Annotated in this window: 16 protein-coding genes; 11 read left to right on the plus strand and 5 right to left on the minus strand. The window is 73.0% G+C overall.

Annotation, left to right across the window (positions count from 1 at the left end; genetic code table 11):
- Positions 1 to 47: 47 nt before the first annotated feature.
- Positions 48 to 965: a CAP domain-containing protein gene (locus AC0666_RS29295; protein WP_468963423.1), complete on the minus strand. Its 918-nt coding sequence runs from the start codon at positions 963 to 965 to the stop codon at positions 48 to 50.
- A 135-nt stretch (positions 966 to 1,100) separates the two neighbouring features.
- On the opposite strand from AC0666_RS29295, the gene AC0666_RS29300 reads away from it, so the two are divergent.
- The 4 genes from AC0666_RS29300 (at position 1,101) to AC0666_RS29315 (ending at position 7,952) form a co-directional block, all read left to right on the plus strand.
- Positions 1,101 to 1,382 carry an acylphosphatase gene (locus AC0666_RS29300; protein ID WP_468581220.1) on the plus strand — a complete coding sequence of 94 codons (282 nt, stop codon included), beginning with the start codon at positions 1,101 to 1,103 and terminating at the stop codon, positions 1,380 to 1,382.
- A gap of 366 nt (positions 1,383 to 1,748) precedes the next feature.
- Positions 1,749 to 1,964: a hypothetical protein gene (locus AC0666_RS29305; protein WP_030162422.1), complete on the plus strand. Its 216-nt coding sequence runs from the start codon at positions 1,749 to 1,751 to the stop codon at positions 1,962 to 1,964.
- A 152-nt stretch (positions 1,965 to 2,116) separates the two neighbouring features.
- A complete protein-coding gene (locus tag AC0666_RS29310) occupies positions 2,117 to 6,304 on the plus strand; it encodes an AAA family ATPase (protein ID WP_478708664.1) in 4,188 nt (1,395 codons plus the stop codon).
- A gap of 217 nt (positions 6,305 to 6,521) precedes the next feature.
- A complete protein-coding gene (locus AC0666_RS29315; protein ID WP_468963425.1) occupies positions 6,522 to 7,952 on the plus strand; it encodes a sugar porter family MFS transporter in 1,431 nt (476 codons plus the stop codon).
- 47 nt (positions 7,953 to 7,999) lie between these two features.
- On the opposite strand, the gene AC0666_RS29320 is transcribed toward AC0666_RS29315, so the two are convergent.
- Both AC0666_RS29320 and AC0666_RS29325 read right to left on the minus strand, forming a co-directional pair.
- Positions 8,000 to 8,986, minus strand: a complete 987-nt coding sequence (locus AC0666_RS29320; protein ID WP_468963426.1) for an LLM class flavin-dependent oxidoreductase — start codon at positions 8,984 to 8,986, stop codon at positions 8,000 to 8,002.
- Between the two features lie 67 nt (positions 8,987 to 9,053).
- Positions 9,054 to 10,532, minus strand: a complete 1,479-nt coding sequence (locus AC0666_RS29325) for a cytosine permease (protein WP_478708665.1) — start codon at positions 10,530 to 10,532, stop codon at positions 9,054 to 9,056.
- Positions 10,533 to 10,679: 147 nt separating this feature from the next.
- Here AC0666_RS29325 and ftsY point away from each other — a divergent pair, with 147 nt between their 5' ends.
- Positions 10,680 to 11,903, plus strand: a complete 1,224-nt coding sequence (gene ftsY, locus AC0666_RS29330) for a signal recognition particle-docking protein FtsY (protein WP_468963428.1) — start codon at positions 10,680 to 10,682, stop codon at positions 11,901 to 11,903.
- A 79-nt stretch (positions 11,904 to 11,982) separates the two neighbouring features.
- Here the strand turns inward: ftsY and AC0666_RS29335 are convergent, their stop codons facing one another.
- A complete protein-coding gene (locus tag AC0666_RS29335) occupies positions 11,983 to 12,651 on the minus strand; it encodes a bifunctional DNA primase/polymerase (RefSeq protein WP_468963429.1) in 669 nt (222 codons plus the stop codon).
- 397 nt (positions 12,652 to 13,048) lie between these two features.
- Between AC0666_RS29335 and nsdA the strand changes: the two genes are divergently transcribed.
- The 6 genes from nsdA (at position 13,049) to ftsH (ending at position 23,244) form a co-directional block, all read left to right on the plus strand.
- Positions 13,049 to 14,554, plus strand: a complete 1,506-nt coding sequence (nsdA, locus tag AC0666_RS29340) for a transcriptional repressor NsdA (RefSeq protein WP_468963430.1) — start codon at positions 13,049 to 13,051, stop codon at positions 14,552 to 14,554.
- A 412-nt stretch (positions 14,555 to 14,966) separates the two neighbouring features.
- Positions 14,967 to 16,310 (plus strand): ammonium transporter, encoded by a 1,344-nt coding sequence (locus AC0666_RS29345; RefSeq protein WP_478708666.1) that lies wholly within the window; start codon positions 14,967 to 14,969, stop codon positions 16,308 to 16,310.
- Positions 16,307 to 16,645, plus strand: a complete 339-nt coding sequence (locus AC0666_RS29350; RefSeq protein ID WP_361724689.1) for a P-II family nitrogen regulator — start codon at positions 16,307 to 16,309, stop codon at positions 16,643 to 16,645. Before AC0666_RS29345 ends, AC0666_RS29350 begins: the two co-directional genes overlap by 4 nt.
- 17 nt (positions 16,646 to 16,662) lie before the next feature.
- Complete coding sequence (locus tag AC0666_RS29355; RefSeq protein ID WP_468963432.1) at positions 16,663 to 19,101, plus strand: [protein-PII] uridylyltransferase; 2,439 nt, start codon at positions 16,663 to 16,665, stop codon at positions 19,099 to 19,101.
- Positions 19,102 to 19,620: 519 nt separating this feature from the next.
- Positions 19,621 to 21,189 (plus strand): signal recognition particle protein, encoded by a 1,569-nt coding sequence (gene ffh / locus AC0666_RS29360; protein ID WP_468581210.1) that lies wholly within the window; start codon positions 19,621 to 19,623, stop codon positions 21,187 to 21,189.
- Between the two features lie 222 nt (positions 21,190 to 21,411).
- Entirely contained in the window at positions 21,412 to 23,244 is a 1,833-nt protein-coding gene (ftsH, locus tag AC0666_RS29365) for an ATP-dependent zinc metalloprotease FtsH (RefSeq protein ID WP_478708678.1), read from the plus strand.
- A 40-nt stretch (positions 23,245 to 23,284) separates the two neighbouring features.
- Here the strand turns inward: ftsH and AC0666_RS29370 are convergent, their stop codons facing one another.
- The gene (locus tag AC0666_RS29370) at positions 23,285 to 23,974 is read right to left on the minus strand and encodes a methyltransferase type 11 (protein ID WP_468963433.1); all 690 of its coding nucleotides are present in this window, start codon (positions 23,972 to 23,974) and stop codon (positions 23,285 to 23,287) included.
- Between the last annotated feature and the right edge of the window lie 7 nt (positions 23,975 to 23,981).

The raw sequence follows: 23,981 nt of genomic DNA on the forward strand, positions 1-23,981 counted from the left end.
TTTCGATTGGATAGCGCACACACACACGGGCGGGTCGGGACGGCCGGCTAGAAGCCGAAGTCCTGGGTCCACCAGGGGCCGCCGTCCGCGAAGTACGCGCCGACGCCCAGGGTGCGGAACTCGCAGTTGAGGATGTTCGCCCGGTGGCCGGGGCTGTTCATCCACGCGTTCATCACGGCGGCCGCGTCACCCTGTCCCCGGGCTATGTTCTCGCCGCCGAGACCGGAGAGCCCTGCCTTGGTGGCGCGGTCCCACGGGGTGTTGCCGTCGGGGTCGGTGTGGTCGAAGAAGCCCCGGGTGGCCATGTCCTTGCTGAAGGCGCCGGCCAGCGCCGCGAGCGGCGGGTTCGCCCGGACCGGACCGCAGCCGGCCTGGGCCCGCTCCTGGTTGACCAGGGCCAGTACGGCGGCCTCCTCGGCGGAGTGGCCGTCCCCGGCGGGCGGGGCGGGCGGGGCCGGGGGCTTGGGAGCCGGCGGCTTGGGGGCCACGGGCTGGGGGGCCGGCGGCTTGGGGACCGCGAGCTTGGGTGCGGCCGGCTTCGGGGGGACCGGGACGGCCGCGGGCTTCTCGGGCGCCTTGGCGGCGGCGGAGGGCGTCGCGGAGGCGGACGCGGACGGGCTGGGCGAGGCCGAAGGCGAGGGAGAGGCCGACGGAGAGGGGGACGCCGACGGGGAGGGGCTCGCCCCGCCGGGGGCGGCGGAGGCGCGGCCGGACAGGTTGGCGAGGCCGCCCTGCTGCTCCACCGCGGAGACGGGGGTGGGCGAGGCCTTGGCCTGCGTACGGTCGTCCGAGCCGCCGCTGCCGACCCCTACGTAGGGGAAGGAGCCGCCGACCGGCACCATGCCGGTGGTGACGGCGGCCGTGCCGAGGACGACGGCCACCGAGATGCCGATCAGGCCGTTGCGGGCAGCGATGCGGCCCTTGCCGGCGCGGCGCGGCTCGGCGGGGAGTCGGTGGCGTCCCATCGGCGCGTACCTTCCTGGCGGGTGAAGATCATCCTTTACTCGCCCAAATGGGTGAGTTCATTGGTGCGCGACTGTACGCCATGGGACAAGGGGGGCGATGCGGGCGGAAGGTGGCAGCCCGGTTAGCGTTCGCGCATGAACGAAGATGTCCGCCTGACCGCCTGGGTGCGCGGCCGTGTACAGCGCGTGGGCTTCCGCTGGTTCACCAGGGCCAATGCCATGGAGATCGGAGGGCTCGCCGGTTTCGCGCTCAACCTCGACGACGGGCGAGTGCAGGTGGTGGCCGAAGGTCAACGTGAGAATTGCCACCGGCTGCTCGACTGGCTGCGCTCCGCCGACACGCCCGGGCGGGTCGACGGAGTGACAGAGATCTGGGGCACACCGCGCGGTGGCTACGACGGCTTCGAGATCCGCTGAGCGATCCGCTGATCATGTACTGATCACATCGCCGGACCCCCTCCACACGGTCGGATCTGCGCGTTCGCCGTCGACACGTTGCCGCGGGATGCGATCCGTGGAAGGCTCGAAGAAGCGGACGATCTCCATGTCCCTTGCGAGCGCCGGGCTGCCCGCCGATACGGGGCGTGATCGTGTTGACCGTCAAACTTTTTGGTGAGACGCTGGAAGCCCCGCGCACCTGAGCTGTTTGGCAGTGTTGGCAGTAGGCGTGTTAACAAGAGAACGCGCGCAGTGACTGACAGTTGCTGCCGGACATCCGCGGGTGCGATTCCCTCACGACCCACACCGCTTCGGTCGGTCACTCAGTGTGGAGGACCATCCATCATGGCAAAGGCGCTTCTCGGTTACGTCGGCGGCTCCGACCCGCGACTCCTCGCCGAGATGCGACGGCTTCAGCAGCGCGTCCAGGACCTTGAGTCCGAGCTCGTACGGATTCAGTCCGAAAACGACGCGCTGAACGCGGCCGCCGCTCAGCACGGAGACTCGCTGCTGGACCGCATCGACATCGACGTACCCCAGGCGGAGCCTGCGCTCACCTGATCCGCTCACTCGTTGCTCGATTCCAGCCCCGCAGGATCTGCAAGGGACGCTTCGGCGTCCCTTCTCTCTTTCCGCACCACACTCCGTGTGACGTCAGTTGTGCCCTGCACCTTCATGGGTGAAACCGGAGGTGAAAGGTAGAGTCCGGCGGCGTGCACCTCAAGTCCCTGACCCTGCGAGGCTTCAAGTCCTTCGCCTCCGCCACGACCCTGCGCTTCGAGCCCGGCATCACGTGTGTGGTGGGGCCGAACGGCTCGGGAAAGTCCAATGTGGTGGACGCCCTGTCCTGGGTCATGGGCGAACAGGGGGCCAAGTCCCTGCGCGGCGGCAAGATGGAAGACGTCATCTTCGCGGGCACCACCGGCCGCCCGCCGCTCGGGCGGGCCGAGGTCTCCCTGACCATCGACAACTCCGACGGCGCCCTGCCGATCGAGTACGCCGAGGTCACCATCACGCGGATCATGTTCCGCGGGGGCAGCAGCGAGTACCAGATCAACGGTGACACGTGCCGTCTGCTCGACATCCAGGAGCTGCTGTCCGACTCCGGCATCGGCCGCGAGATGCACGTCATCGTCGGGCAGGGCCAGCTGGACTCCGTCCTGCACGCCGACCCGATGGGCCGCCGCGCCTTCATCGAGGAGGCGGCGGGGGTGCTGAAGCACCGCAAGCGCAAGGAGAAGGCGCTGCGGAAGCTGGACGCGATGCAGGCCAACCTCTCCCGCGTCCAGGACCTGGGTGACGAGCTCCGCCGCCAGCTCAAACCGCTGGGACGACAGGCGGCGGTCGCCCGGCGGGCGGCCGTGATCCAGGCCGACCTGCGCGACGCGCGGCTGCGGCTGCTGGCCGACGACCTGGTCACGCTGCGGGGCGCGCTGGACGCGGAGATCGCGGACGAGGCGGCGCTGAAGGAGCGCAAGGAGGCCGCCGAGGCCCAGCTCGCGGACGCGCTGCGGCGCGAGGCCGAACTGGAGGAGGCCGTGCGGCAGCTGACGCCGCGCCTGCAGCGTGCGCAGCAGACCTGGTACGAGCTGTCGCAGCTCGCCGAGCGGGTACGGGGGACCGCGTCCCTGGCCGACGCACGGGTCAAGTCGGCCTCGGCTCCGGGGGAGGAGGAGCGGCGGGGCCGCGACCCGGAGGACCTGGAACGCGAGGCCGCGCGGATCCGTGAGCAGGAGGCGGAGCTGACGGCGGCGCTGGAGGCGGCCTCGCGCGCGCTGGAGGACACCGTCGAGCACCGGGCGGAGCTGGAGCGGTCCCTCGCCGAGGAGGAACGGCGGCTGCGGGACGCGGCGCGGGCCATCGCAGACCGGCGTGAGGGCCTGGCCCGCCTGACCGGACGGCTGGGCGCGGCCCGGTCCCGTGCGGGCGCGGCCCAGGCCGAGATCGACCGGCTGGTGGCGGCGCGCGACGAGGCGGAGTCCCGGGCGGCCGCCGCGCAGGCCGAGTACGAGGCGCTGGCCGACGAGGTCGGCGGCCTGGAGGACGCCTCGGCGGACGAGGCGTACGAGACGGCGCGGGCCGGGCTGGCCGAGGCGGAGGCCGCCCTGAGCGGGGCCCGGGACGCCCTGGCCGCGGCCGAACGCTCGCGGGCGGCGGTCTCGGCCCGGCGGGACGCACTGGCGCTCGGGCTCCGCAGGAAGGACGGCACGGGGGCGCTCCTGACGGCGCGGGAGCGGTTGACGGGCCTGCTGGGACCCGCGGCGGAGCGGTTGTCGGTGGCCCCGGGGTACGAGGCGGCGGTGGCCGCGGCCCTCGGCTCCGCGGCGGACGCGCTGGCGGTGGCCTCGCCGGGGGCGGCCGCCGAGGCCATGCGCCACCTGCGCGACACGGACGCCGGCAAGGCCGCCTTCCTCATCGCCGTGGCCCCACTGCCGATCGGCCCGCCGCATCCCCGGCCCTCGGACCCGACTCCCGTCTCCCCGCCGTCGGCGCCCGGCGCCCGGGACGCGGCCGACCTCGCTACCCGGGACCTGGCCGACCCCGCTACCCGGGACGGCGCCGAGCCCGCCGCCCGGGACGCGGCCGAGCCCGCCGCCCACCACCCGGCCGACCTCGCGGCTCGGGCCGCGGCCGACCTCGCCGCCCGTAATGCTGCCGAGCCCGCCGCCCACCACCCGGCCGACCCCCCTTCCCGGGACGGCGCCGAGCTCGCGGCCCGGGGCGTGGCCGAGCCCGCCGCCCTGGCCGCGGCCGACCTCGCCGCCCCGCGGGCGGTCGACACGTCGGCCGGTCCGGCGTTGCCGGGGCGGGAGACCGGCCCGGCGGTCGGCGCGTCGGGCTCCGGGCAGGCCTCCGTGTCCGCGGCGGGTCCGCCGGGCGGGGCGGATGCCGGTGGACCGGCCGAGTCCGGGTCCCGCGTAGGGAGTGCTGCGTGCTCGGTGGCGCCCGGCCTGCTCGGCGGCGTACGCGAGCCCGTGGAGGGCACGGGCGAGCCGTTGGTGCCGGGGCAGGGCGCGGGCCGTACGGCCGACGCGCCGGGCTCCGGCCAGGGCGCCACGCACGGAACGGGCCCCGCGGGCGACCGGGGGCTGCCCCGGCAGGGTGTCGCCGTCGCAGCCGTGGTGCGGGGGGACGGCGGGCTGGAGGCGGCCGTGGCGCGGCTGCTGCGCGACCACGTCGTCGTCCAGGGGCTGGCCGAGGCCGAGGCGCTGGTCGGTGAGCGGCCCGACCTCGTCGCCGTGACCCTCGACGGAGACGTGCTCGGCGCGCACCATGCACAGGGCGGTTCCGCCGGGGCGCCCAGCCTGATCGAGGTTCAGGCCGCCGTCGACGAGGCCACCGCCGAACTGGCCCGGCTCGACGACGAGTGCAGGGACCTCGCCGAGGCCCGGGAGGCGGCCACGGCGCTGCGCCGGGAACTCGCCGCGCAGGTCGAGGAGACCGGCGAGCGGCGGCGCGCCGCCGAGCAGGCCCGGGCGGGGGTGGCCCAGCAGCTCGGACGGCTCGCCGGGCAGGCGAAGGGCGCGGCGGGCGAGGCCGAGCGCAGCGCCGCCGCCGCGGCCAAGGCCCAGGACGCCCTGGAGCAGGCGCTGGCGGAGGTGGAGGAGTGCGCCGAGCGGCTCGCCATCGCCGAGGAGATGCCGGTGGAGGACGAGCCCGACACGGCGGTGCGCGACCGCCTCGCCGCCGACGGGGCCAACGCACGGCAGACCGAGATGGAGGCCCGGCTCCAGCTCAGGACCCATGAGGAGCGGGTCAAGGGCCTGGCCGGCCGGGCCGACGCACTCGACCGGGCGGCCAGGGCGGAACGCGAGGCCCGCACCCGCGCCGAGCGCCGCCGCGCACGGCTGCGCCACGAGGTCCAGGTGGCCCGGGCCGTCGGCGACGGGGCCCGCCAGCTCCTCGCGCACCTGGAGGTGTCGCTGCTCCGGGCCGAACAGGAGCGCGCGGCCGCAGAGCACGCCAAGGGCCTGCGCGAGCGGGAGCTCGGCGAGGCCCGCACCCGCGGGCGCGACCTGAAGGCCGAGCTCGACAAGCTCACCGACTCCGTGCACCGCGGCGAGGTCCTCGGCGCCGAGAAGCGGCTGCGCATCGAGCAGGTGGAGGGCCGGGCCCTGGAGGAGTTCGGGATCGAGGCGGCCGCCCTGACCGCCGAGTACGGGCCCGACCAGCCGGTGCCGCCGAGCCCGCCCGCCGACGGGGAGGAGCTGCCGGAGGACCCCGAGCACCCGCGCAACCGGCCGGGCCCCTTCGTACGGGCCCAGCAGGAGAAGCGGCTCAAGGCGGCGGAGCGCGCCTACCAGCAGCTCGGCAAGGTGAACCCGCTCGCCCTGGAGGAGTTCGCCGCCCTGGAGGAGCGGCACCGGTTCCTGAGCGAGCAGCTGGAGGACCTGCGCAAGACCCGCGCCGATCTGCTCCAGGTGGTGAAGGAGGTCGACGAGCGCGTCGAGCAGGTCTTCACCGAGGCGTACCGGGACACCGCCCGCGAGTTCGAGGGCGTGTTCTCGCGGCTGTTCCCCGGCGGCGAGGGCCGGCTGGTCCTTACCGACCCCGACCACATGCTCACCACCGGCGTGGACGTGGAGGCCCGGCCGCCCGGCAAGAAGGTCAAGCGGCTCTCGCTGCTCTCCGGAGGCGAGCGGTCGTTGACCGCCGTCGCGCTGCTGGTGTCCATCTTCAAGGCCCGGCCCAGCCCGTTCTACGTGATGGACGAGGTCGAGGCGGCGCTCGACGACACCAACCTCCAGCGGCTGATCCGGATCATGGAGGAGCTCCAGGAGAGCTCCCAGCTGATCGTCATCACGCACCAGAAGCGGACGATGGAGGTCGCGGACGCGCTCTACGGAGTCTCCATGCAGGGCGACGGCGTCTCGAAGGTCATCAGCCAGCGACTGCGCTAAGGCCCATTGTTCATGTAGTGAACGCACTTATCCATCCCGCTGCACCTCGCGTGTACCTCCGGGCCTATTGACTTCAGAAAGTGAAGTCATAAGCTTCGCTGTGCCGTGTCCGACGTTCACGTGGTGGCGAACAGTTTGCTGTGCGCCACTAGAGGAACACGAGCACCGACGAGATCCCCACACCGCCCGCCGTCGCCGCCGGGCCCAGGAGCGCACCTTGACCAGCACAGCGAACGCACCCGCGCCAGGCGGTGGGAGCGCGGCCCGGCCCGACCACCTCGGCCACGTCGTCTTCATCACCGCGGCCGCTGCCATGGGCGGCTTCCTCTTCGGCTACGACAGCTCCGTCATCAACGGCGCCGTCGAGGCGATCCGCGACCGCTTCGACGTCGGCTCCGGAACCCTTGCCCAGGTGATCGCCGCCGCTCTGATCGGCTGCGCCGTCGGCGCGGCCACCGCCGGCCGCATCGCCGACCGGATCGGCCGCATTCGCTGCATGCAGATCGCGTCCGTCCTCTTCACCGCCAGCGCCCTCGGCTCCGCGCTGCCGTTCGCCCTGTGGGACCTGGCCATGTGGCGGGTCATCGGCGGCTTCGGCATCGGCATGGCCTCCGTGATCGGTCCCGCCTACATCGCCGAGGTCTCTCCGCCCGCCTACCGCGGCCGGCTGGCCTCCTTCCAGCAGGCGGCGATCGTCATCGGCATCGCCGTGTCCCAGCTGGTCAACTGGGGAATCCTCAACCTCGCCGACGGCGACCAGCGCGGCGACATCGGCGGCCTGGAAGCCTGGCAGTGGATGCTCGGCGTCATGGTCGTCCCCGCCGCGCTCTACGGTCTGCTGTCCTTCGCCATCCCGGAGTCCCCGCGCTTCCTCGTCTCGGTCGGCCGCATGGAGAAGGCCAAGACGGTGCTGCGTGAGGTCGAGGGCCAGGGCATCGACGCCGACGCCCGGGTCCGCGAGATCGACCGCGCCATCCACTCCGAGGTGAAGTCGACCTTCAAGGACCTGCTCGGCGGCCGCTTCGGCTTCCTGCCGATCGTCTGGATCGGCATCGGCCTGTCCCTCTTCCAGCAGCTCGTCGGCATCAACGTGATCTTCTACTACAGCTCCTCGCTGTGGCAGTCGGTCGGCATCGACCCGAGCTCCTCGTTCCTGTACTCCTTCGAGACCTCGGTCGTGAACATCATCGGTACGGTGATCGCGATGGTCTTCGTGGACCGGATCGGCCGCAAACCCCTCGCACTGATCGGCTCCGCCGGCATGGCGGTCTCGCTCGGCCTGGCCGCCTGGGCCTTCTCGTACAAGTCCGGCGTCGGCGACGACATCGCCCTGCCCCACGCGCAGGGCATCGTGGCCCTGGTCGCCGCCAACTTCTTCGTGCTCTTCTTCGCCCTGTCCTGGGGGGTGGTGGTCTGGGTGCTGCTCGGCGAGATGTTCCCCGGCCGCATCCGCGCCGCGGCCCTCGGCGTGGCCGCCGCCGCCCAGTGGGTCGCCAACTGGGTGATCACGGTCAGCTTCCCCACCCTGTCGGACTGGAACCTGTCGGGCGCGTACGTCATCTACACGGTCTTCGCCGTGCTCTCGATCCCCTTCATCCTCAAGTGGGTGCCGGAGACGAAGGGCAAGGCGTTGGAGGAGATGGGGTAACCATCCCCGCCACCACCCCTCTCCTCTCGCAGCAGGTGCTGCCCCGCTCAGTCCTTGAGCCGGGGCAGCACCTGTTCGCACAACAGGTGCAGGCTGCGCCAGCCCTCGTCCAGCGGCATCCCGCCGCACAGCGGGTGCAGGACCAGGTTCCCCGCCTCGCCCGCGGTCCGGGCGAAGGCGACCGCCTCGTCCGGGGTCAGGACCCGGTACACGCCCTCCGCGCGCAGTTCCGGCACCGAGCGGGCGGCCGACCGCACCGCGCTGCGGATCTCCTTCGACTGCCAGGACGCGTAGGTCGCCGCCTCGTGCAGGAAGCAGGCCCCGTGCTCCGCCCACACCCGGTCCGGGTCCTCGGCGATGTGCAGTAGCGGGGTCTCGGCCGCGGGCATCATGCAGAAGCCCTCCGTCCCGTACTCCGCCAGCTTCGCGGTGTAGTACGCCTCCAGCTCCGGCAGGTGCGCGCTGGGGAAGAACGGCAGCCCGAGCCGGGCCGCCCGCCGGGCCGCCGCCTCGGAACTGCCGCCGACCAGGAGCAGCGGGTGCGGCTGGGTGAACGGCGTCGGGGTGACCCGCACCGTGCGGCCGCGGAAGATGAAGGGCTCGCCGGTCCACGCCTTCAGCAAGGTCTCCAGCAGCTCGTCCTGGAGCCGGCCGCGCCGCGACCACGCGACGCCGTGCTGCTCGTACTCCTGCGGCCGGTAGCCGATGCCCGCGACCGTGACGAGGCGGCCCCCGCTGAGCAGGTCGAGGACCGCGATGTCCTCGGCGGCCCTCAGAGGGTCGTACAGCGGGCCGATGACAGCCGAGACGGTGACGGCGATCCGCCGGGTCGCGCCGAAGACCGCGCCCGCGAAGGCGAAGGGCGAGGGCAGCCAGTTGTTGCCGGCGCCGTGGTGCTCCTCGGTCTGGACGGTGTCGATGCCCCGGTCGTCCGCGTACCGCGCCATCTCCAGCGCCGCCTTGTAGCGGGCGGAGAGGGAGGCGGGTGTGCCGTTCGGGTCGACGAGATTGAACCGGGCCACGGTGACGGGCATGCGGAAGTCCCCCTTCGCGAGGCCGCCGGACGAGGGCGGGCGAAGGGGGACGTTAGCTGACGCAGCGTCAGTTGGACAGGTTTCCGGCGGGCTCGGGCTCGCGCTCGGGCTCGCGCTCGCGCTCTGCGGCGCCGGCGGCCGGCGCCGCGGACTCCGTGCGCGGCAGAACGGCGTACAGCAGACCTGCGGTCAGGATGCCGGCCGCCCAGCCCAGCCCGTTGCGCCCCACCCAGGTGCCGGCGAGCGGCCCGCCGAACCAGTCGACCTCGGTGAACAGCAGGCCCACCGCCAGCGCCAGGCCCCAGGCGGTCATCGCCTGCCAGGCGAACCCGCCCCGGTACCAGTACGCACTGGACGGGGTGGTGTCCAGCAGCGCGGCGGCGTCGTACCGGGTCCGGCGGAGCATGTCCACGCCGAAGACGCCGATCCACGCCGAGAAGGCCACCGCCAGCAGGGTCAGGAAGGAGATGAACGACCCGAAGAAGCTGGTGGCCACCACCATCAGCAGGAAGCCGAACACCAGACTGATCACGGCGTTGACGCTGACGGCCCAGGCGCGCGGGACCCGGATGCCGAGGGTCTGCGCGGTGAAGCCGGCCGAGTACATGGACATCGAGTTGATCAACAGCATCCCGACGAGCGCGATGAGCAGGTACGGCACCGCGATCCAGATGGGCAGCAGGTTGCCGATGAAGGAGACCGGATCCTGCGCGCTCGCCAGGTCCGGGGTGCCCACGGCCATGACCGCGCCCATCAGCACCATCGGGATGACGACCACGGCCGCGCCGCCGATCGTCGCGCCGACCATCCCTCTGGACGAGGCCGTCCGCGGCAGGTAGCGGGTGAAGTCCGGGCCGGAGGGGACCCAGCTGATCCCGCCCGCGGCGATGGTCCCGATCCCCGCGACCGTCATCGCCGTCGAGCCGGCCGGCTTCGCGAAGACGGCGGACCAGTCGCTCTCCACGACCAGGTAGCCGAGGACGAGCACGCTGAAGGCACCGAAGAGGTACGTCGACCAGGTCGAGCAGACGCGCAGCGCGCCGATGCCGAGCCCGGAGACCAGGAAGGTGCAGCCCACGAAGAGCAGCAGGGTGACCACGACGAGAAGCGTGTTCTTCTTCACTCCGAACAGCAGGCCCAGCACCGTGAGCACGGCGAAGGCGCCGCTGACCGCGTTGATGGTCTCCCAGCCCCACCGGGCGACCCAGATCAGCGCTCCCGGGAACAGGTTGCCGCGCTGCCCGAACACCGCCCGGGAGAGCGCCATGCCGGGGGCTCCGCCGCGCTTGCCGGCGATCGAGATCAGGCCGACGAGCCCGTACGAGACGACGGGCGAGGCGATAGCGACGACCAGCACCTGCCAGATGTTGAGCCCGTTGAAGATGACCAGGCCGGCGCCCATCGTCAGGAGCAGCACGCTGATGTTGGCGGCGACCCAGGTGGGTACGAGCTCGCGGACCCGCCCACCGCGCTCGGAGTCCGGAACGGGTTCGAGGCCGCGGGTCTCCAGCGCTCCGTCGGCGGGCTCGGCGGGCTCGGCGGGCATGCACTACTCCATGGGCAGAAGGGGCCAAACGGGGGAGTCGCCCATCATCACCGCTTCCGCGCGAAAACCACAAACCGCGACTTACGGGCCGGTGGGAAACGCCGGGGACCCGGCTCCGGAGCGCCCGTGTCCGATACTGGTGGGGTTATGGACATCCTCATCCTTGTCGTAGTCATCGCCCTGGTCGCGGTCGGCGCGATCAGCGGGCTCGTGGTCAGCAGCCGCAAGAAGAAGCAGCTGCCGCCTCCGGCACCGCCCAGCACGCCGACCATCACTGCCCCGCCCGCCGAACCGCAGGTGGGGGAGGACGCCGCACCGACGGCGGAAGAGCCCCGTCGCACGATCGAGGAGGTCGAGCTCCCCGACGCGGAGACGGCCGTCCAGTCGCCGGTCGCCGTGGAGGACCCGGTCGTCGCGGCCCCGCCCGCGCCCGAGATCGAGGTTCCCGAGCCCACCGCCGGCCGCCTCGTACGGCTCCGGGCGCGCCTCGCGCGCTCGCAGAACTCGCTCGGCAAGGGCCTGCTCACGCTGCTCTCGCGCGAACACCTCGACGAGGACACCTGGGAGGAGATCGAGGAGACGCTCCTCATCGCCGACGTCGGTGTCGTGCCCACGCAGGAGCTGGTGGACCGGCTGCGCGAGCGGGTCAGGGTGCTCGGCACCCGCACCCCGGCCGACCTGCGCGCGCTGCTGAAGGAGGAGCTGCTGACGCTGGTCGGCACCGACTTCGACCGTGCGGTGAAGACCGAGAGCGGCACCGACACCCCGGGCGTCGTGATGGTGGTCGGCGTCAACGGCACCGGCAAGACCACCACCACCGGCAAGCTGGCCCGCGTGCTCGTTGCCGACGGCCGCAGCGTGGTGCTCGGCGCGGCCGACACCTTCCGCGCCGCCGCCGCCGACCAGCTCCAGACCTGGGGCGAGCGGGTGGGTGCGCGGACCGTGCGCGGTCCCGAGGGCGGGGACCCGGCCTCTGTCGCCTACGACGCGGTCAAGGAGGGCATCGCCGAGGGCGCCGACGTGGTGCTCATCGACACCGCCGGTCGCCTGCACACCAAGACCGGCCTCATGGACGAGCTCGGCAAGGTCAAGCGCGTCGTGGAGAAGCACGGCCCGCTGGACGAGGTCCTGCTGGTCCTGGACGCCACCACCGGGCAGAACGGCCTGACCCAGGCCCGCGTCTTCGCGGAGGTCGTGGACATCACCGGCATCGTGCTGACCAAGCTCGACGGCACCGCCAAGGGCGGCATCGTCGTCGCCGTGCAGCGCGAGCTGGGCGTCCCCGTCAAGCTCGTCGGCCTGGGGGAGGGCCCGGACGACCTGGCCCCCTTCGAGCCGGAGGCCTTCGTCGACGCCCTGATCGGCGACTGACCCCGGCCCCTGCCCCGTACGCATGCCAGTGCCCCCCGTCTCCGGCCGGAGACGGGGGGCACTGGCATGCGTACGGGGATCAGCGGCGCAGGCGGTGGCAGATGTAGGCGAGGGTGCCGAGCAGGAGCCGGGCCTGCGGCAGGCCGCCCGCACAATCGAGCGCGGGCGGGCGCAGCCAGCTCACCGGACCCAGCCCGGCGTGGTCGGACGGGGGCGCGGTCAGGAAGGAGCCGAGGCCCTGCGCGTGGAGGTCCAGGTCGGCGTCGTCCCAGCCCATCCGGTACAGCAGCTGCGGCAGCTCGGCCGCCGCGCCCGGGGCCACGAAGAACTGGGCCCGGCCGTCCGGGGTGGCGGTGACGGGGCCCAGCGGCAGGCCCATCCGCTCCAGCCGGACCAGCGCCCGGCGCCCGGCCTCCTGGGACACCTCGATGAGGTCGAAGCTGCGGCCCACCGGCAGCAGGACGGCCGCGCCCGGGTACTCGCCCCAGGTCTGCGTGACCTCGTCGAGGGTGGCGCCCGCCGGGACGGTGGGCGCCAGGGGCAGCGGGTGCGCCCCGGGCGCGCCGCACTGCGCCCGGCCGCAGGAGCAGTCGCGGGCGGGAGCCGCGGCCCGGGCGCCCGGGACCACGTCCCAGCCCCACAGGCCGGTGTACTCCGCCACCGCCGTGCACTCCGACGTCCGGCCGCGGCGCCGGGAGCCGGATCGGAACTCCTTGGTGCTGCGGCTGCCGCCGATCGTGAAGCCCATGCCCATGCCCCCTCCAACGGGTTGGACGCGCCGGTGGTTACGACGGGGGCGGGACCGGTCGTCCCGCACGGATCCGGGTGAACCGGCACGGCGCACTCCTCGCCGCGCGCGCCCGGAGCGCACTCCTGTCCAACCGGTCGTTCCGCCTCCCTGTCAAGTGAATCGCGCCCCGGCGGTGGCGAGTTCATTCAAAGGGGTGGCGAATGGTGGCGTTTCTGGATTCGGGCTCCCCGCAGGGGTGATCGTAGGATTACTTTCGGTGCACGAACCCGGAAGGCAGGCCCGTTCGTGGGTATGCCGGAGGCAAGGTGTGAAGGACTCGTGAAGGTCCGTGGCGGCGGCCGCCGCCCCCGCCAGGGTTTCGTGTGAAGAGGCCTGAGCGGATGGGGGCGTTCCAGTGAGCGGCAGCAGCGCAAGCGGAACGAACGCGGAACCGGAGATCCCGGGCGCTGCCGCCCGCAACGAACAACTGACCTCCTGGTTCGTCCGCAGCGGCTGGTCCAAGGGCGAGCTCGCCCGCCAGGTCAACCGGCGGGCCCGCCAGATGGGCGCCCACCACATCAGCACGGACACCTCCCGGGTCCGCCGCTGGCTCGACGGCGAGCAGCCCCGCGAGCCGGTCCCGAGGATCCTCTCCGAGCTCTTCTCCGAGCGCTTCGGCTCCGTCGTCGCCATCGAACAGCTCGGGCTGCGCACCGCCCACCAGACCCCGTCCGTCTCCGGCGTCGACCTGCCCTGGGCCGGCCCGCAGACCATCGAGCTGCTCGGCGAGTTCTCCCGCAGCGACCTGATGCTGGCCCGCCGCGGCTTCCTCGGGACCTCCCTCGCCCTCTCCGCCGGCCCCGCCCTCATCGAGCCCATGCAGCGCTGGCTCGTCCCGGTCCCGGCCGCCGATCCGGCACCGCGCGAGGCGGGGGCGGCCGGCGCCCTCGGGGGACACCGGCCGCCCCGGCTGTCCGAACCGGAACTCGGCCTCCTGGAGGCCACCACCGTCATGTTCCGCCAGTGGGACGCCCAGTGCGGGGGCGGACTGCGCCGCAAGGCCGTCGTCGGCCAGCTCCACGAGGTGACCGACCTGCTCCAGGAGAGCCACCCGGCGCCCGTCATGAAACGGCTCTTCAAGGTGGCCGCGGAGCTCGCCGAACTGGCCGGCTGGATGAGCTACGACATCGGCCTGCACCCCACCGCGCAGAAGTACTTCGTCCTCGCCCTGCACGCCGCGAAGGAGGGCGGGGACAAGCCGCTCGGCTCGTACATCCTCTCCAGCATGAGCCGCCAGATGATCCACCTGGGCCGCCCCGAGGACGCCTTGGAGCTCATCCACCTCGCGCAGTACGGCAGCCGCGACTGCGCGGGCCCGCGCACCCAGGCCATGCTGTATGCGATGGAGGCCCGCGCGTACGCCAACATGGGCCAGCCCAGCCGCTGCAACCGGGCCGTCCGCATGGCCGAGGACACCTTCGGGGACGTCGGATTCGGCGGCGAGCCCGAACCGGACTGGATCCGCTTCTTCTCCGAGGCCGAACTGAACGGCGAGAACTCCCACTCGTTCCGCGACCTGGCCTACGTGGCCGGCCGCAGCCCCATGTACGCCTCACTCGCGGAACCCGTGATGGAGCGGGCCGTCGCCCTCTTCGAGAAGGACCAGGAGCACCAACGCTCCTACGCCCTCAACCTCATCGGCATGGCCACCGTCCACCTGCTCCAGCGTGAGCCCGAGCAGGCCGCCGTCCTCGTCGACAAGGCCCTCGACGTGGCGGGAAAGGTGCGGTCCGAACGGGTGAACACCCGGCTGCGCAAGACCGTCGACACCGCCGCGCGCGAGTACGGCGACGTCGCCGAGATCGTCCGGCTGACCGACCACCTCGCCTCCCGGCTCCCGGAAGCCGCGGAGGCCGTCTGACGGCCCTCGCGGCCGCCCCCGGTCCCGGCCGCGGCAGCCACCCCGTGTAGCCCGATCAGGCTCCCCCAGCCAGGTCACCCGGGTGCTGCCGCGGCCGGTCATCTTTTGTGCCCGGACCGGCGCCGCGTGGGCCGGCGCCGGTCCGGGCAGGCGGCTGCTCGCCGCGTTGGTTCCTCGATCGCTGGCTGCGGTCGTCCGTCGCAGTTCATCACCCCGTAACAGCCCGGACGCCTTCGTCATCGGCGCGAAACACCGAGCGGCGCCGCCGGAAACCGGCCTGCGCGAATCTCAGGGTCAATAACCGGCCAGCCCCCAGGCCCGGCCCGGGCCCCACCCCTCAGGCCTACGCCCTGCGCCGCTCAGGTTTTCACGATCGCCCGCACGCGAACGTACCGACGACGAGGAGACGCCGATGGCATCAGCCATCACGACCCTCGCGGCAGACGCCCCGACGCTCTCTGCCGCGAACACCGGGTTCATGCTCATCTGCTCCGCCCTGGTCATGCTGATGACCCCGGGCCTCGCCTTCTTCTACGGAGGCATGGTCCGCGTCAAGAGCAGCCTCAACATGCTGATGATGAGCTTCATCAGCCTCGGGATCGTCACGATCCTCTGGGTCCTCTTCGGATTCAGCCTCGCCTTCGGCACCGACTCCGGCTCGCTGATCGGCTGGTCCTCCGACTACGTCGGCCTCAGCGGCATCGGCATCACCGAGCTGTGGGACGGCTACACCATCCCGGTCTACGTCTTCGCCGTCTTCCAGCTGATGTTCGCCGTGATCACCCCCGCCCTGATCAGCGGCGCCCTCGCCGACCGCGTGAAGTTCAGCGCCTGGGCCCTGTTCACCGCCCTGTGGGTCACCGTCGTCTACTTCCCCGTCGCGCACTGGGTGTGGGGCGCCGGCGGCTGGCTGTTCGAGCTCGGCGTCATCGACTTCGCGGGCGGCACCGCCGTCCACATCAACGCCGGCGCCGCCGCCCTCGGCGTGATCCTCGTCATCGGCAAGCGCGTCGGCTTCAAGCGGGACCCGATGCGCCCCCACAGCCTCCCCCTCGTCATGCTCGGCGCCGGCCTGCTGTGGTTCGGCTGGTTCGGCTTCAACGCCGGGTCCTGGCTCGGCAACGACGACGGCGTCGGCGCGGTCATGTTCGTCAACACCCAGGTGGCCACCGCCGCCGCCATGCTCGCCTGGCTCGGCTACGAGAAGCTGCGCCACGGCTCCTTCACCACCCTCGGCGCGGCCTCCGGCGCCGTCGCGGGCCTCGTCGCCATCACACCCTCCGGCGGCTCCTGCTCCCCCCTCGGCGCGATCGGCATCGGCGCCGTCGCCGGCCTGCTGTGCGCCATGGCCGTCGGCCTCAAGTACAAGTTCGGCTACGACGACTCCCTCGACGTCGTCGGCGTCCACCTCGTCGGCGGCATCGCCGGCTCCCTCCTCGTCGGCCTCTTCGCCACCGGCGGGGTCCAGTCCGAAGCCAAGGGCCTCTTCTACGGCGGCGGCCTGGAGCAGCTCGGCAAGCAGGCCATCGGAGTCTTCTCCGTCCTCGCCTACTCTCTCGTCGCGTCGGCGCTGCTCGCCTTCCTCCTCGACAAGACCATCGGAATGCGGGTCAGCGAGGACGACGAGATCTCCGGCATCGACCAGGTCGAGCACGCCGAGACCGCCTACGACTTCAGCGGAGCCGGAGGCGGCGCCTCCTCCCGGAGCACCGCACCCGTCCCCGTTGCCGCCGCGAGCAAGAAGGTAGACGCATGAAGCTGATCACCGCGATCGTGAAGCCCCACCGGCTGGACGAGATCAAGGACTCCCTCCAGCGGTTCGGGGTCCAGGGGCTCACGGTCTCCGAGGCCAGCGGGTACGGCCGCCAGCGCGGCCACACCGAGGTCTACCGCGGCGCCGAGTACACCGTGGACCTCGTCCCCAAGATCCGCATCGAGGTCGTCGTCGAGGACGACGACGCCGAGTCGGTCATGGAGATCCTGGTCAAGAGCGCCCGTACCGGGAAGATCGGCGACGGCAAGGTGTGGAGCGTCCCCGTGGACGCACTCATCAGGGTCCGTACCGGCGAACGCGGCGCTGAAGCGCTCTGAGGGACGGGAGCTGCCGGGTGACGAGCGTCGAAGGCACCACCACGGGTGATTCCCCCGACCGGTCCGACCCGGGACCCAGCGCCTACGCCGCGGCCCGGCTGCGACTCCTCCAGGAGGAGTCGCAGTCCGGGCCTTCGCGGCGTTCCGCGCTGGCCGGACTGACCGACGACTGGCTGAACGCACTGTTCGCGACCGCCGTACGGGAGACCGGCGTCCGGGGCGCCACCCTCGTCGCCGTCGGCGGCTACGGGCGCGCCGAACTCTCCCCGCGCAGCGATCTCGACCTGCTGCTGCTCCACGACGGCAAGGCCGAGCCGCGCGCCCTGAGCGCGCTCGCCGACCGGCTCTGGTACCCCGTGTGGGACCTCGGCGTCGCCCTCGACCACTCGGTCCGGACCCCGGCCGAGGCCCGCAAAACCGCCGGCGAGGACCTCAAGGTGCACCTCGGGCTGCTGGACGCCCGCCCGGTCGCGGGCGATGCCGGCATGCTGGCGGCCCTGCGCACCTCGGTACTGGCCGACTGGCGCAACCAGGCCGCCAAACGGCTCCCGCAGCTGCACGCCCTGTGCCGGGAGCGGGCCGAGCGGGCCGGAGAGCTGCGCTTCCTGCTCGAACCCGACCTCAAGGAGGCCCGCGGCGGGCTCCGCGACGCCACGGCGCTGCGGGCCGTCGCCGCGTCCTGGCTGGCCGACGCTCCGCGGGAGGGCCTGGCCGAGGCCCGCCGGCGGCTGCTGGACGCCCGCGACGCCCTCCAGCTGGTGACCGGCCGCGCCACCGACCGGCTCGCCCTCCAGGAACAGGACCAGGTCGCGGCGCAGCTGGGGCTGCTCGACGCCGACGCCCTGCTGCGCGAGGTCTACGACGCCGCGCGGATCGTCTCGTACGCCGGTGACGTCACCTGGCGGGAGGTCGGGCGGGTCCTGCGGGCGCGCGCGGCCCGGCCGAGACTGCGCGGGCTGCTGGGGACGCGCGGGGCCGCCGCGGCCGAGCGGGCACCGCTGGCCGAGGGGGTCGTGGAGTCCGACGGCGAGGCCGTACTGGCGCTGGCGGCCCGGCCGGACCGGGACCCGGTCCTGCCGCTGCGTTTCGGGGCCGCGGCCGCCCAGGCGGGCTTGCCGGTGTCGCTGCACGCCGTACGCAGGCTCGCGGCGCAGGCCAGACCGCTGCCGGTGCCGTGGCCCGCGGAGGCGCGGGAGCAACTGCTCACCCTGCTCGGCGCGGGGGAGCCGACCGTGGCCGTGTGGGAGGCCCTGGAGGCGGAGGGGATCATCACCCGGCTGCTGCCCGACTGGGAGCGGGTGCGGTGCCGCCCGCAGCGCAATCCCGTGCACACCTGGACCGTGGACCGGCACCTCGTGGAGACGGCGGTGCGGGCCTCGGCCCTGACCCGCCGGGTGGGCCGCCCGGACCTGCTGCTGATGGCCGCGCTGCTGCACGACATCGGCAAGGGCTGGCCCGGCGACCACTCGGTGGCGGGCGAGACGATCGCCCGCGACGTGGCGGTGCGGGTGGGCTTCGACGCGGAGGACGCCGCCGTGCTGGGCGTGCTCGTACGCCACCACCTGCTGCTGATCGACACCGCGACGCGGCGCGACCTCGACGACCCGGCGACCGTCCAGGCGGTCGCGGAGGCCGTCGGGTCGACCGGCACGCTGGAGATCCTGCACGCCCTGACGGAGGCCGACGCCCTGGCCACCGGGCCGGCGGCGTGGAGCGCGTGGCGGGGCTCGCTGGTCGCGGACCTGGTGGCCAGGGTGGCCGCCGTCCTGCGCGGGGCGACGCCGGCGGTGCGCGAGCTGGACATCCCCAGCACCGAACAGGAGCGCCTCGCCGTGGAGGCCCTGCGCACCCGCGAGCCGGTGCTGGCGCTGCACGCCCGGCAGGAGGCGGACGCGGTGGGCGTCGAACTCGTCGTCGCCGTTCCCGACCAGTCGGGGGTGCTCCCGGCGGTGGCGGGTGTTCTCGCCCTGCATCGGCTCACCGTGCGGGCGGCGGACCTGCGCTCGCTGGAGCTGCCCGACCAGCTGGGCGAGGTCCTGGTGCTCAGATGGCGGGTGGCGGCGGAGTACGGGGCGCTGCCGGAGGGGGCCCGGCTGCGGACGGACCTGGTCCGGGCGCTGGACGGCTCGCTCGACGTGGCGGCGAAGCTGGCCGACCGGGAGGCGGCGTACCCGCGGCGGCGGGGCGTGGTCCCGCCGCCGCCGCGGGTGACGGTGGTGCCGGACGTCTCTTCCCTGGCCACCGTGGTGGAGGTCCGGGCGCCGGACGCGGTGGGGCTGCTGCACCGGATCGGGCGTGCGCTGGAGTCCTGCGGGGTGCGGGTGCGCAGTGCGCACGTGTCCACGCTTGGGGCCAATGCGGTGGATTCGCTGTACGTGGTCGACGGGGACGGCAAACCGCTCACGGCGGTGGCGGCCGCGGGCCTCTCCCGCTCCCTGGAGGCGGCCCTGGCCTGAGGCGGGGCGGGGGCCGGGGTCGCCGCCCGGGTCGGCGGCTGGGCCGGCCCCTGGGCGGGGCGGTGGCCGGGGGCGGTGGCTGCGGTGGGGGGCCGGGGGCGCGGGCGGGGTGGGGTGTCGTCCGGGGCTCATGATTTATGGCGCCCTGTCCGGACCACCGAGGTGCTCCGGACAGGGCGCCAACAAATCACGCTCTACGCCCCGGCCAACACCCCACCCCGCCCCCACCCCCGGCCTGCCTTGCGCCCCCCGCCTGCCTCGCGCCCCGGCCGTTCTCGTCCCGCCGGCCGGTCCCGCCGGCCGATTCCGGTCCCGCCCGGTTGTTCTGGCCTCCCCGGTCGTTCCCGCCCGCCGGCCCCAGCCTCGCCGGTGTATGAGGTGCGGGTGTGGGGGACGGCTCTGCGCGGTGCCAGGGGGGTGGGGTGGCTTCGGAGAGGGGATGCAGGGGTCAGCACCGCGATCGGGCCGATACCCTGGGGGGCGACCACCACGCCCCCGACCCGAGGAATCGCGACCACCGTGTTCGATACGCTTTCCGACCGCCTCAGCGCGACCTTCAAGTCCCTGCGGGGCAAAGGCCGCCTCTCCGAGCAGGACATCGACGCTGCGGCGCGGGAAATCCGTATCGCCCTCCTTGAGGCCGACGTCGCACTCCCCGTCGTCCGCTCCTTCATCGCGAACGTCAAGGAGCGCGCCCGCGGCGAAGAGGTCTCCCGCGCGCTGAACCCGGGCCAGCAGGTCCTGAAGATCGTCAACGACGAGCTCGTCTCGATCCTCGGCGGCGAGACCCGGCGCCTGCGCTTCGCCAAGACCGCGCCCACCGTGATCATGCTCGCCGGTCTCCAGGGTGCCGGTAAGACCACCCTCGCCGGAAAGCTCGGCCTGTGGCTCAAGGGCCAGGGCCACGCCCCGCTCCTCGTGGCGTGTGACCTCCAGCGCCCGAACGCCGTCAACCAGCTCTCCGTGGTCGCGGAGCGGGCCGGTGTGGCCGTGTACGCCCCGCAGCCGGGCAACGGCGTCGGCGACCCGGTCCAGGTGGCCAAGGACTCCGTCGAGTACGCCCGCACCAAGCAGTTCGACATCGTCATCGTCGACACCGCCGGCCGCCTCGGCATCGACCAGGAGCTGATGCAGCAGGCCGCGGACATCCGCGACGCCGTCAGCCCCGACGAGATCCTCTTCGTCGTCGACGCCATGATCGGCCAGGACGCGGTCAACACCGCCGAGGCCTTCCGCGACGGCGTCGGGTTCGACGGCGTCGTGCTCTCCAAGCTCGACGGCGACGCCCGTGGTGGTGCCGCGCTCTCCATCGCGCACGTCACCGGCAAGCAGATCATGTTCGCCTCGAACGGCGAGAAGCTCGACGACTTCGACGCCTTCCACCCCGACCGCATGGCGGGCCGGATCCTCGACATGGGTGACATGCTCACCCTGATCGAGCAGGCCGAGAAGACCTTCAGCCAGGCCGAGGCCGAGAAGATGGCGGCCAAGCTGGCGAAGGGCCCGAAGGAGTTCACGCTCGACGACTTCCTGGCCCAGATGGAGCAGGTCCGCAAGATGGGCTCCATCTCCAAGCTGCTCGGCATGCTCCCCGGCATGGGGCAGATCAAGGACCAGATCAACAACATCGACGAGCGCGACGTGGACCGCACCGCCGCGATCATCAAGTCGATGACCCCGGCCGAGCGCCAGGACCCGCACATCATCAACGGCTCGCGCCGCGCCCGTATCGCCAAGGGCTCCGGCGTCGAGGTCAGCGCCGTCAAGAACCTCGTCGAGCGCTTCTTCGAGGCCCGCAAGATGATGTCCCGCATGGCCCAGGGCGGCGGGATGCCCGGGATGCCGGGCATTCCGGGCATGGGCGGCGGCCCCGGCCGGCAGAAGAAGCAGGTCAAGCAGGCCAAGGGCAAGCGCAAGAGCGGCAACCCGATGAAGCGCAGGGAAGAGGAGGCGGCAGCCGCCGCCCGCCGCGAGCAGGGCGCGCAGCCCGCTTCTCCCGCCGCCGGCAGCCCGTTCGGCCTCCCGGCCGCCGGGCAGCCCGGACAGGACTTCGACCTGCCCGACGAGTTCAAGAAGTTCATGAAGTAGGCGCAGGCATGCGCGCGCGAAGGGCCCCGGCCGGGGGAAGCGGCCGGGGCCCTTCGCGTGGGCTCTGCGGGCGCAGCTGGGCGTTATATCCCTTATGGTCGGCCGGGAGGACGGCAGTGACGGCAGCAAGGAGGCCCCGTGCCCAGCCCCACCCCCGCACCGCCCCGCGACCGGGCCGACACGCCGTGGCGCTCCGAGGGCGCACCGCCCCCGAAGAAGAAGATGCCCGGCGGCTGGCGGGGGCTGGTCCTCACCGCCCTGATCGTCTTCCTGCTGACCAACCTCGTGCTGTCGTTCTTCAACGACGGCGACGAGCCGACCATCTCGTACACCGAGTTCAGCAAGCAGGTCGCGAGCGGCAACGTCTCGAAGATCTACTCCAAGGGCGATGCCATCCAGGGCGAGCTGAAGGCCACCCGGCCCGTCCCCGACGGCGCAAAGGGCGACTACAAGAAGTTCGTCACGCAGCGGCCCGCCTTCGCCGGCGACGACCTGTGGGCCAACCTCACCAAGCAGAACGTCAACGTCACCGCCTCCCCGGTGGTCGTCCAGCGCAGTTTCCTGGCCAACCTCCTGATCTCCCTCGCCCCGATGCTGCTCCTGGTCCTCCTGTGGGTGCTCATCGCCCGCCGCATGGGCTCGGCGATGGGAGGCGGACTCGGCGGCCTCGGACGCAAGGGGCCGCCGAAACCGGTGGAGCTGGAGGCGGGCACCCCGCGGACCACGTTCGACGACGTCGCGGGCATCGACGAGGTCGAGGGGGAGCTGAACGACGTCGTCGACTTCCTCAAGAACCCGCAGGAGTACCGGCGGATGGGTGCCCGGATGCCCGGCGGAGTGCTGCTTGCCGGCCTGCCCGGCACCGGGAAGACCCTGCTCGCCCGCGCGGTCGCCGGTGAGGCCGGAGTGCCGTTCTTCTCGGCCTCCGCCTCCGAGTTCATCGAGATGATCGTCGGCGTCGGCGCCTCGCGGGTGCGCGAGCTCTTCGCCGAGGCGCGCAAGGTCGCCCCCTCGATCATCTTCATCGACGAGATCGACACCATCGGCCGGGTCCGCGGGGGCGGGGCGGGCCTCGGCGGCCATGACGAACGCGAGCAGACCCTCAACCAGATCCTGACCGAGATGGACGGCTTCTCCGGCTCGGAGGGCGTGGTCGTCCTCGCCGCCACCAACCGCGCGGACGTCCTGGACCCGGCGCTGACCCGGCCCGGCCGTTTCGACCGCACGGTGATGGTCTCCCCGCCCGACAAGAGCGGCCGCGAGGCCATCCTGCGGATCCACACCCGCGAGATCCCGCTCGCCGCGGGCGTGGACCTGGCCCAGGTGGCCCGTACGACCCCCGGCATGACGGGAGCCGAACTCGCCAACCTCGCCAACGAGGCCGCCCTGCTGGCGGTCAAGCGCAAGCAGCAGACGGTCACCCAGGCCGACCTGTCCGACGCCCTGGAGAAGGTGCAACTGGGCGCGGAGCGGCCCCTCGTGATGCCGCAGGAGGAGCGCCGGCGCACCGCTTACCACGAGAGCGGCCACGCCCTGTTGGGCATGCTCCAGCCCGGCGCCGACCCGGTACGCAAGATCACGATCGTGCCCCGCGGCCGGGCCCTCGGCGTCACGCTGTCCACGCCCGAGGCCGACCGGTACGCGTACACCGAGGAGTACCTGCGCGGACGCATCATCGGCGCGCTGGGCGGCATGGCGGCCGAGCACGTGGTGTACGACGTGATCACCACGGGCTCGGAGAACGACCTCGAACAGGTCACGGGTCTCGTCCGCGGCATGGTGGGCCGGTGGGGCATGAGCGAGCGGATCGGCCGCCTCACGGCCATCCCGTCCGACACGCAGAGCCCGTACGGCCTGTCCGCCGCCCCCGCCACCCTCGACGCGGTGGACCACGAGATGCGGCGGATCGTGGACGAATGCTACGTGGAGGCCTGCCGGCTGCTGCGCGAGCACCGGCCGAAACTCGACGCCCTGGCCGAGGCCCTGCTGGCGAACGAGACCCTGGACGAGCCGGCCGCCTACGCCGCCGCGGGGATCGTCCGTACCGCGAAGTGACCCGCCGGGGCCCGCGGGAGGCGGGCCCCGGCCACCCGGGCTACGGCCGGCGGGCGATCACGTAGCGGAAGATGTTCGGCAGCCAGACGGCGCCGTCCGGTCGCTCGTACGGGTGAAGGGCCTCGGTCAGCTCCTTCTCGACCTGCGCCGGATCCGAGGCGGTCTCGTACAGGCCCGTGGACAGCAGCCCCCGCACCGCACTGTCCACATCCGCGTACCCGAACGGGCAGAACACCCGTCCCGAACCGTCGGGCAGGAGCCCCGCGTCCGCCGCCATCGCGTCCAGGTCGCCCGGTGCCGGCCCGCCGCCCAGGATCACCGGCACCGTGCACCTCTCGGCCGGACCCCAGTCGGCGAGCACCACCGCCCCGCCCCGTCGGACCGAGGGCAGGGCCGCGGCCAGGGCCTGCGCGGACGGGGAGAAGGCCAGCAGCACGTCGTGGGGCCGCGGGCCGGCCGGGGCGGCGGCCGGCGGCTCCGCCGCGACGTCCAGCAGCCGCTCGCGCGCCAGGGCCCGCCGCGCCGGGTCCGCCTCCACACCCGCGGCCGCGGCTCCCCGCCCGGCGGCCAGCAGCAGGGCCAGTCCGGCCCCGCAGTCCAGCCCGAGCAGCCGGTCGCCCGGCCCGACCTCCAGCCGGTCGTAGACCGCCTCGTACAGCGGTACCAGCATCCGTTCCTGGATCTCCGCCCAGTCCCGGGCGACGAGCGTCGCCGTCGGCGTCGGTGTCATCGAAAGA

It is taken from the genome of Streptomyces sp. NPDC043680, from assembly GCF_056436685.1.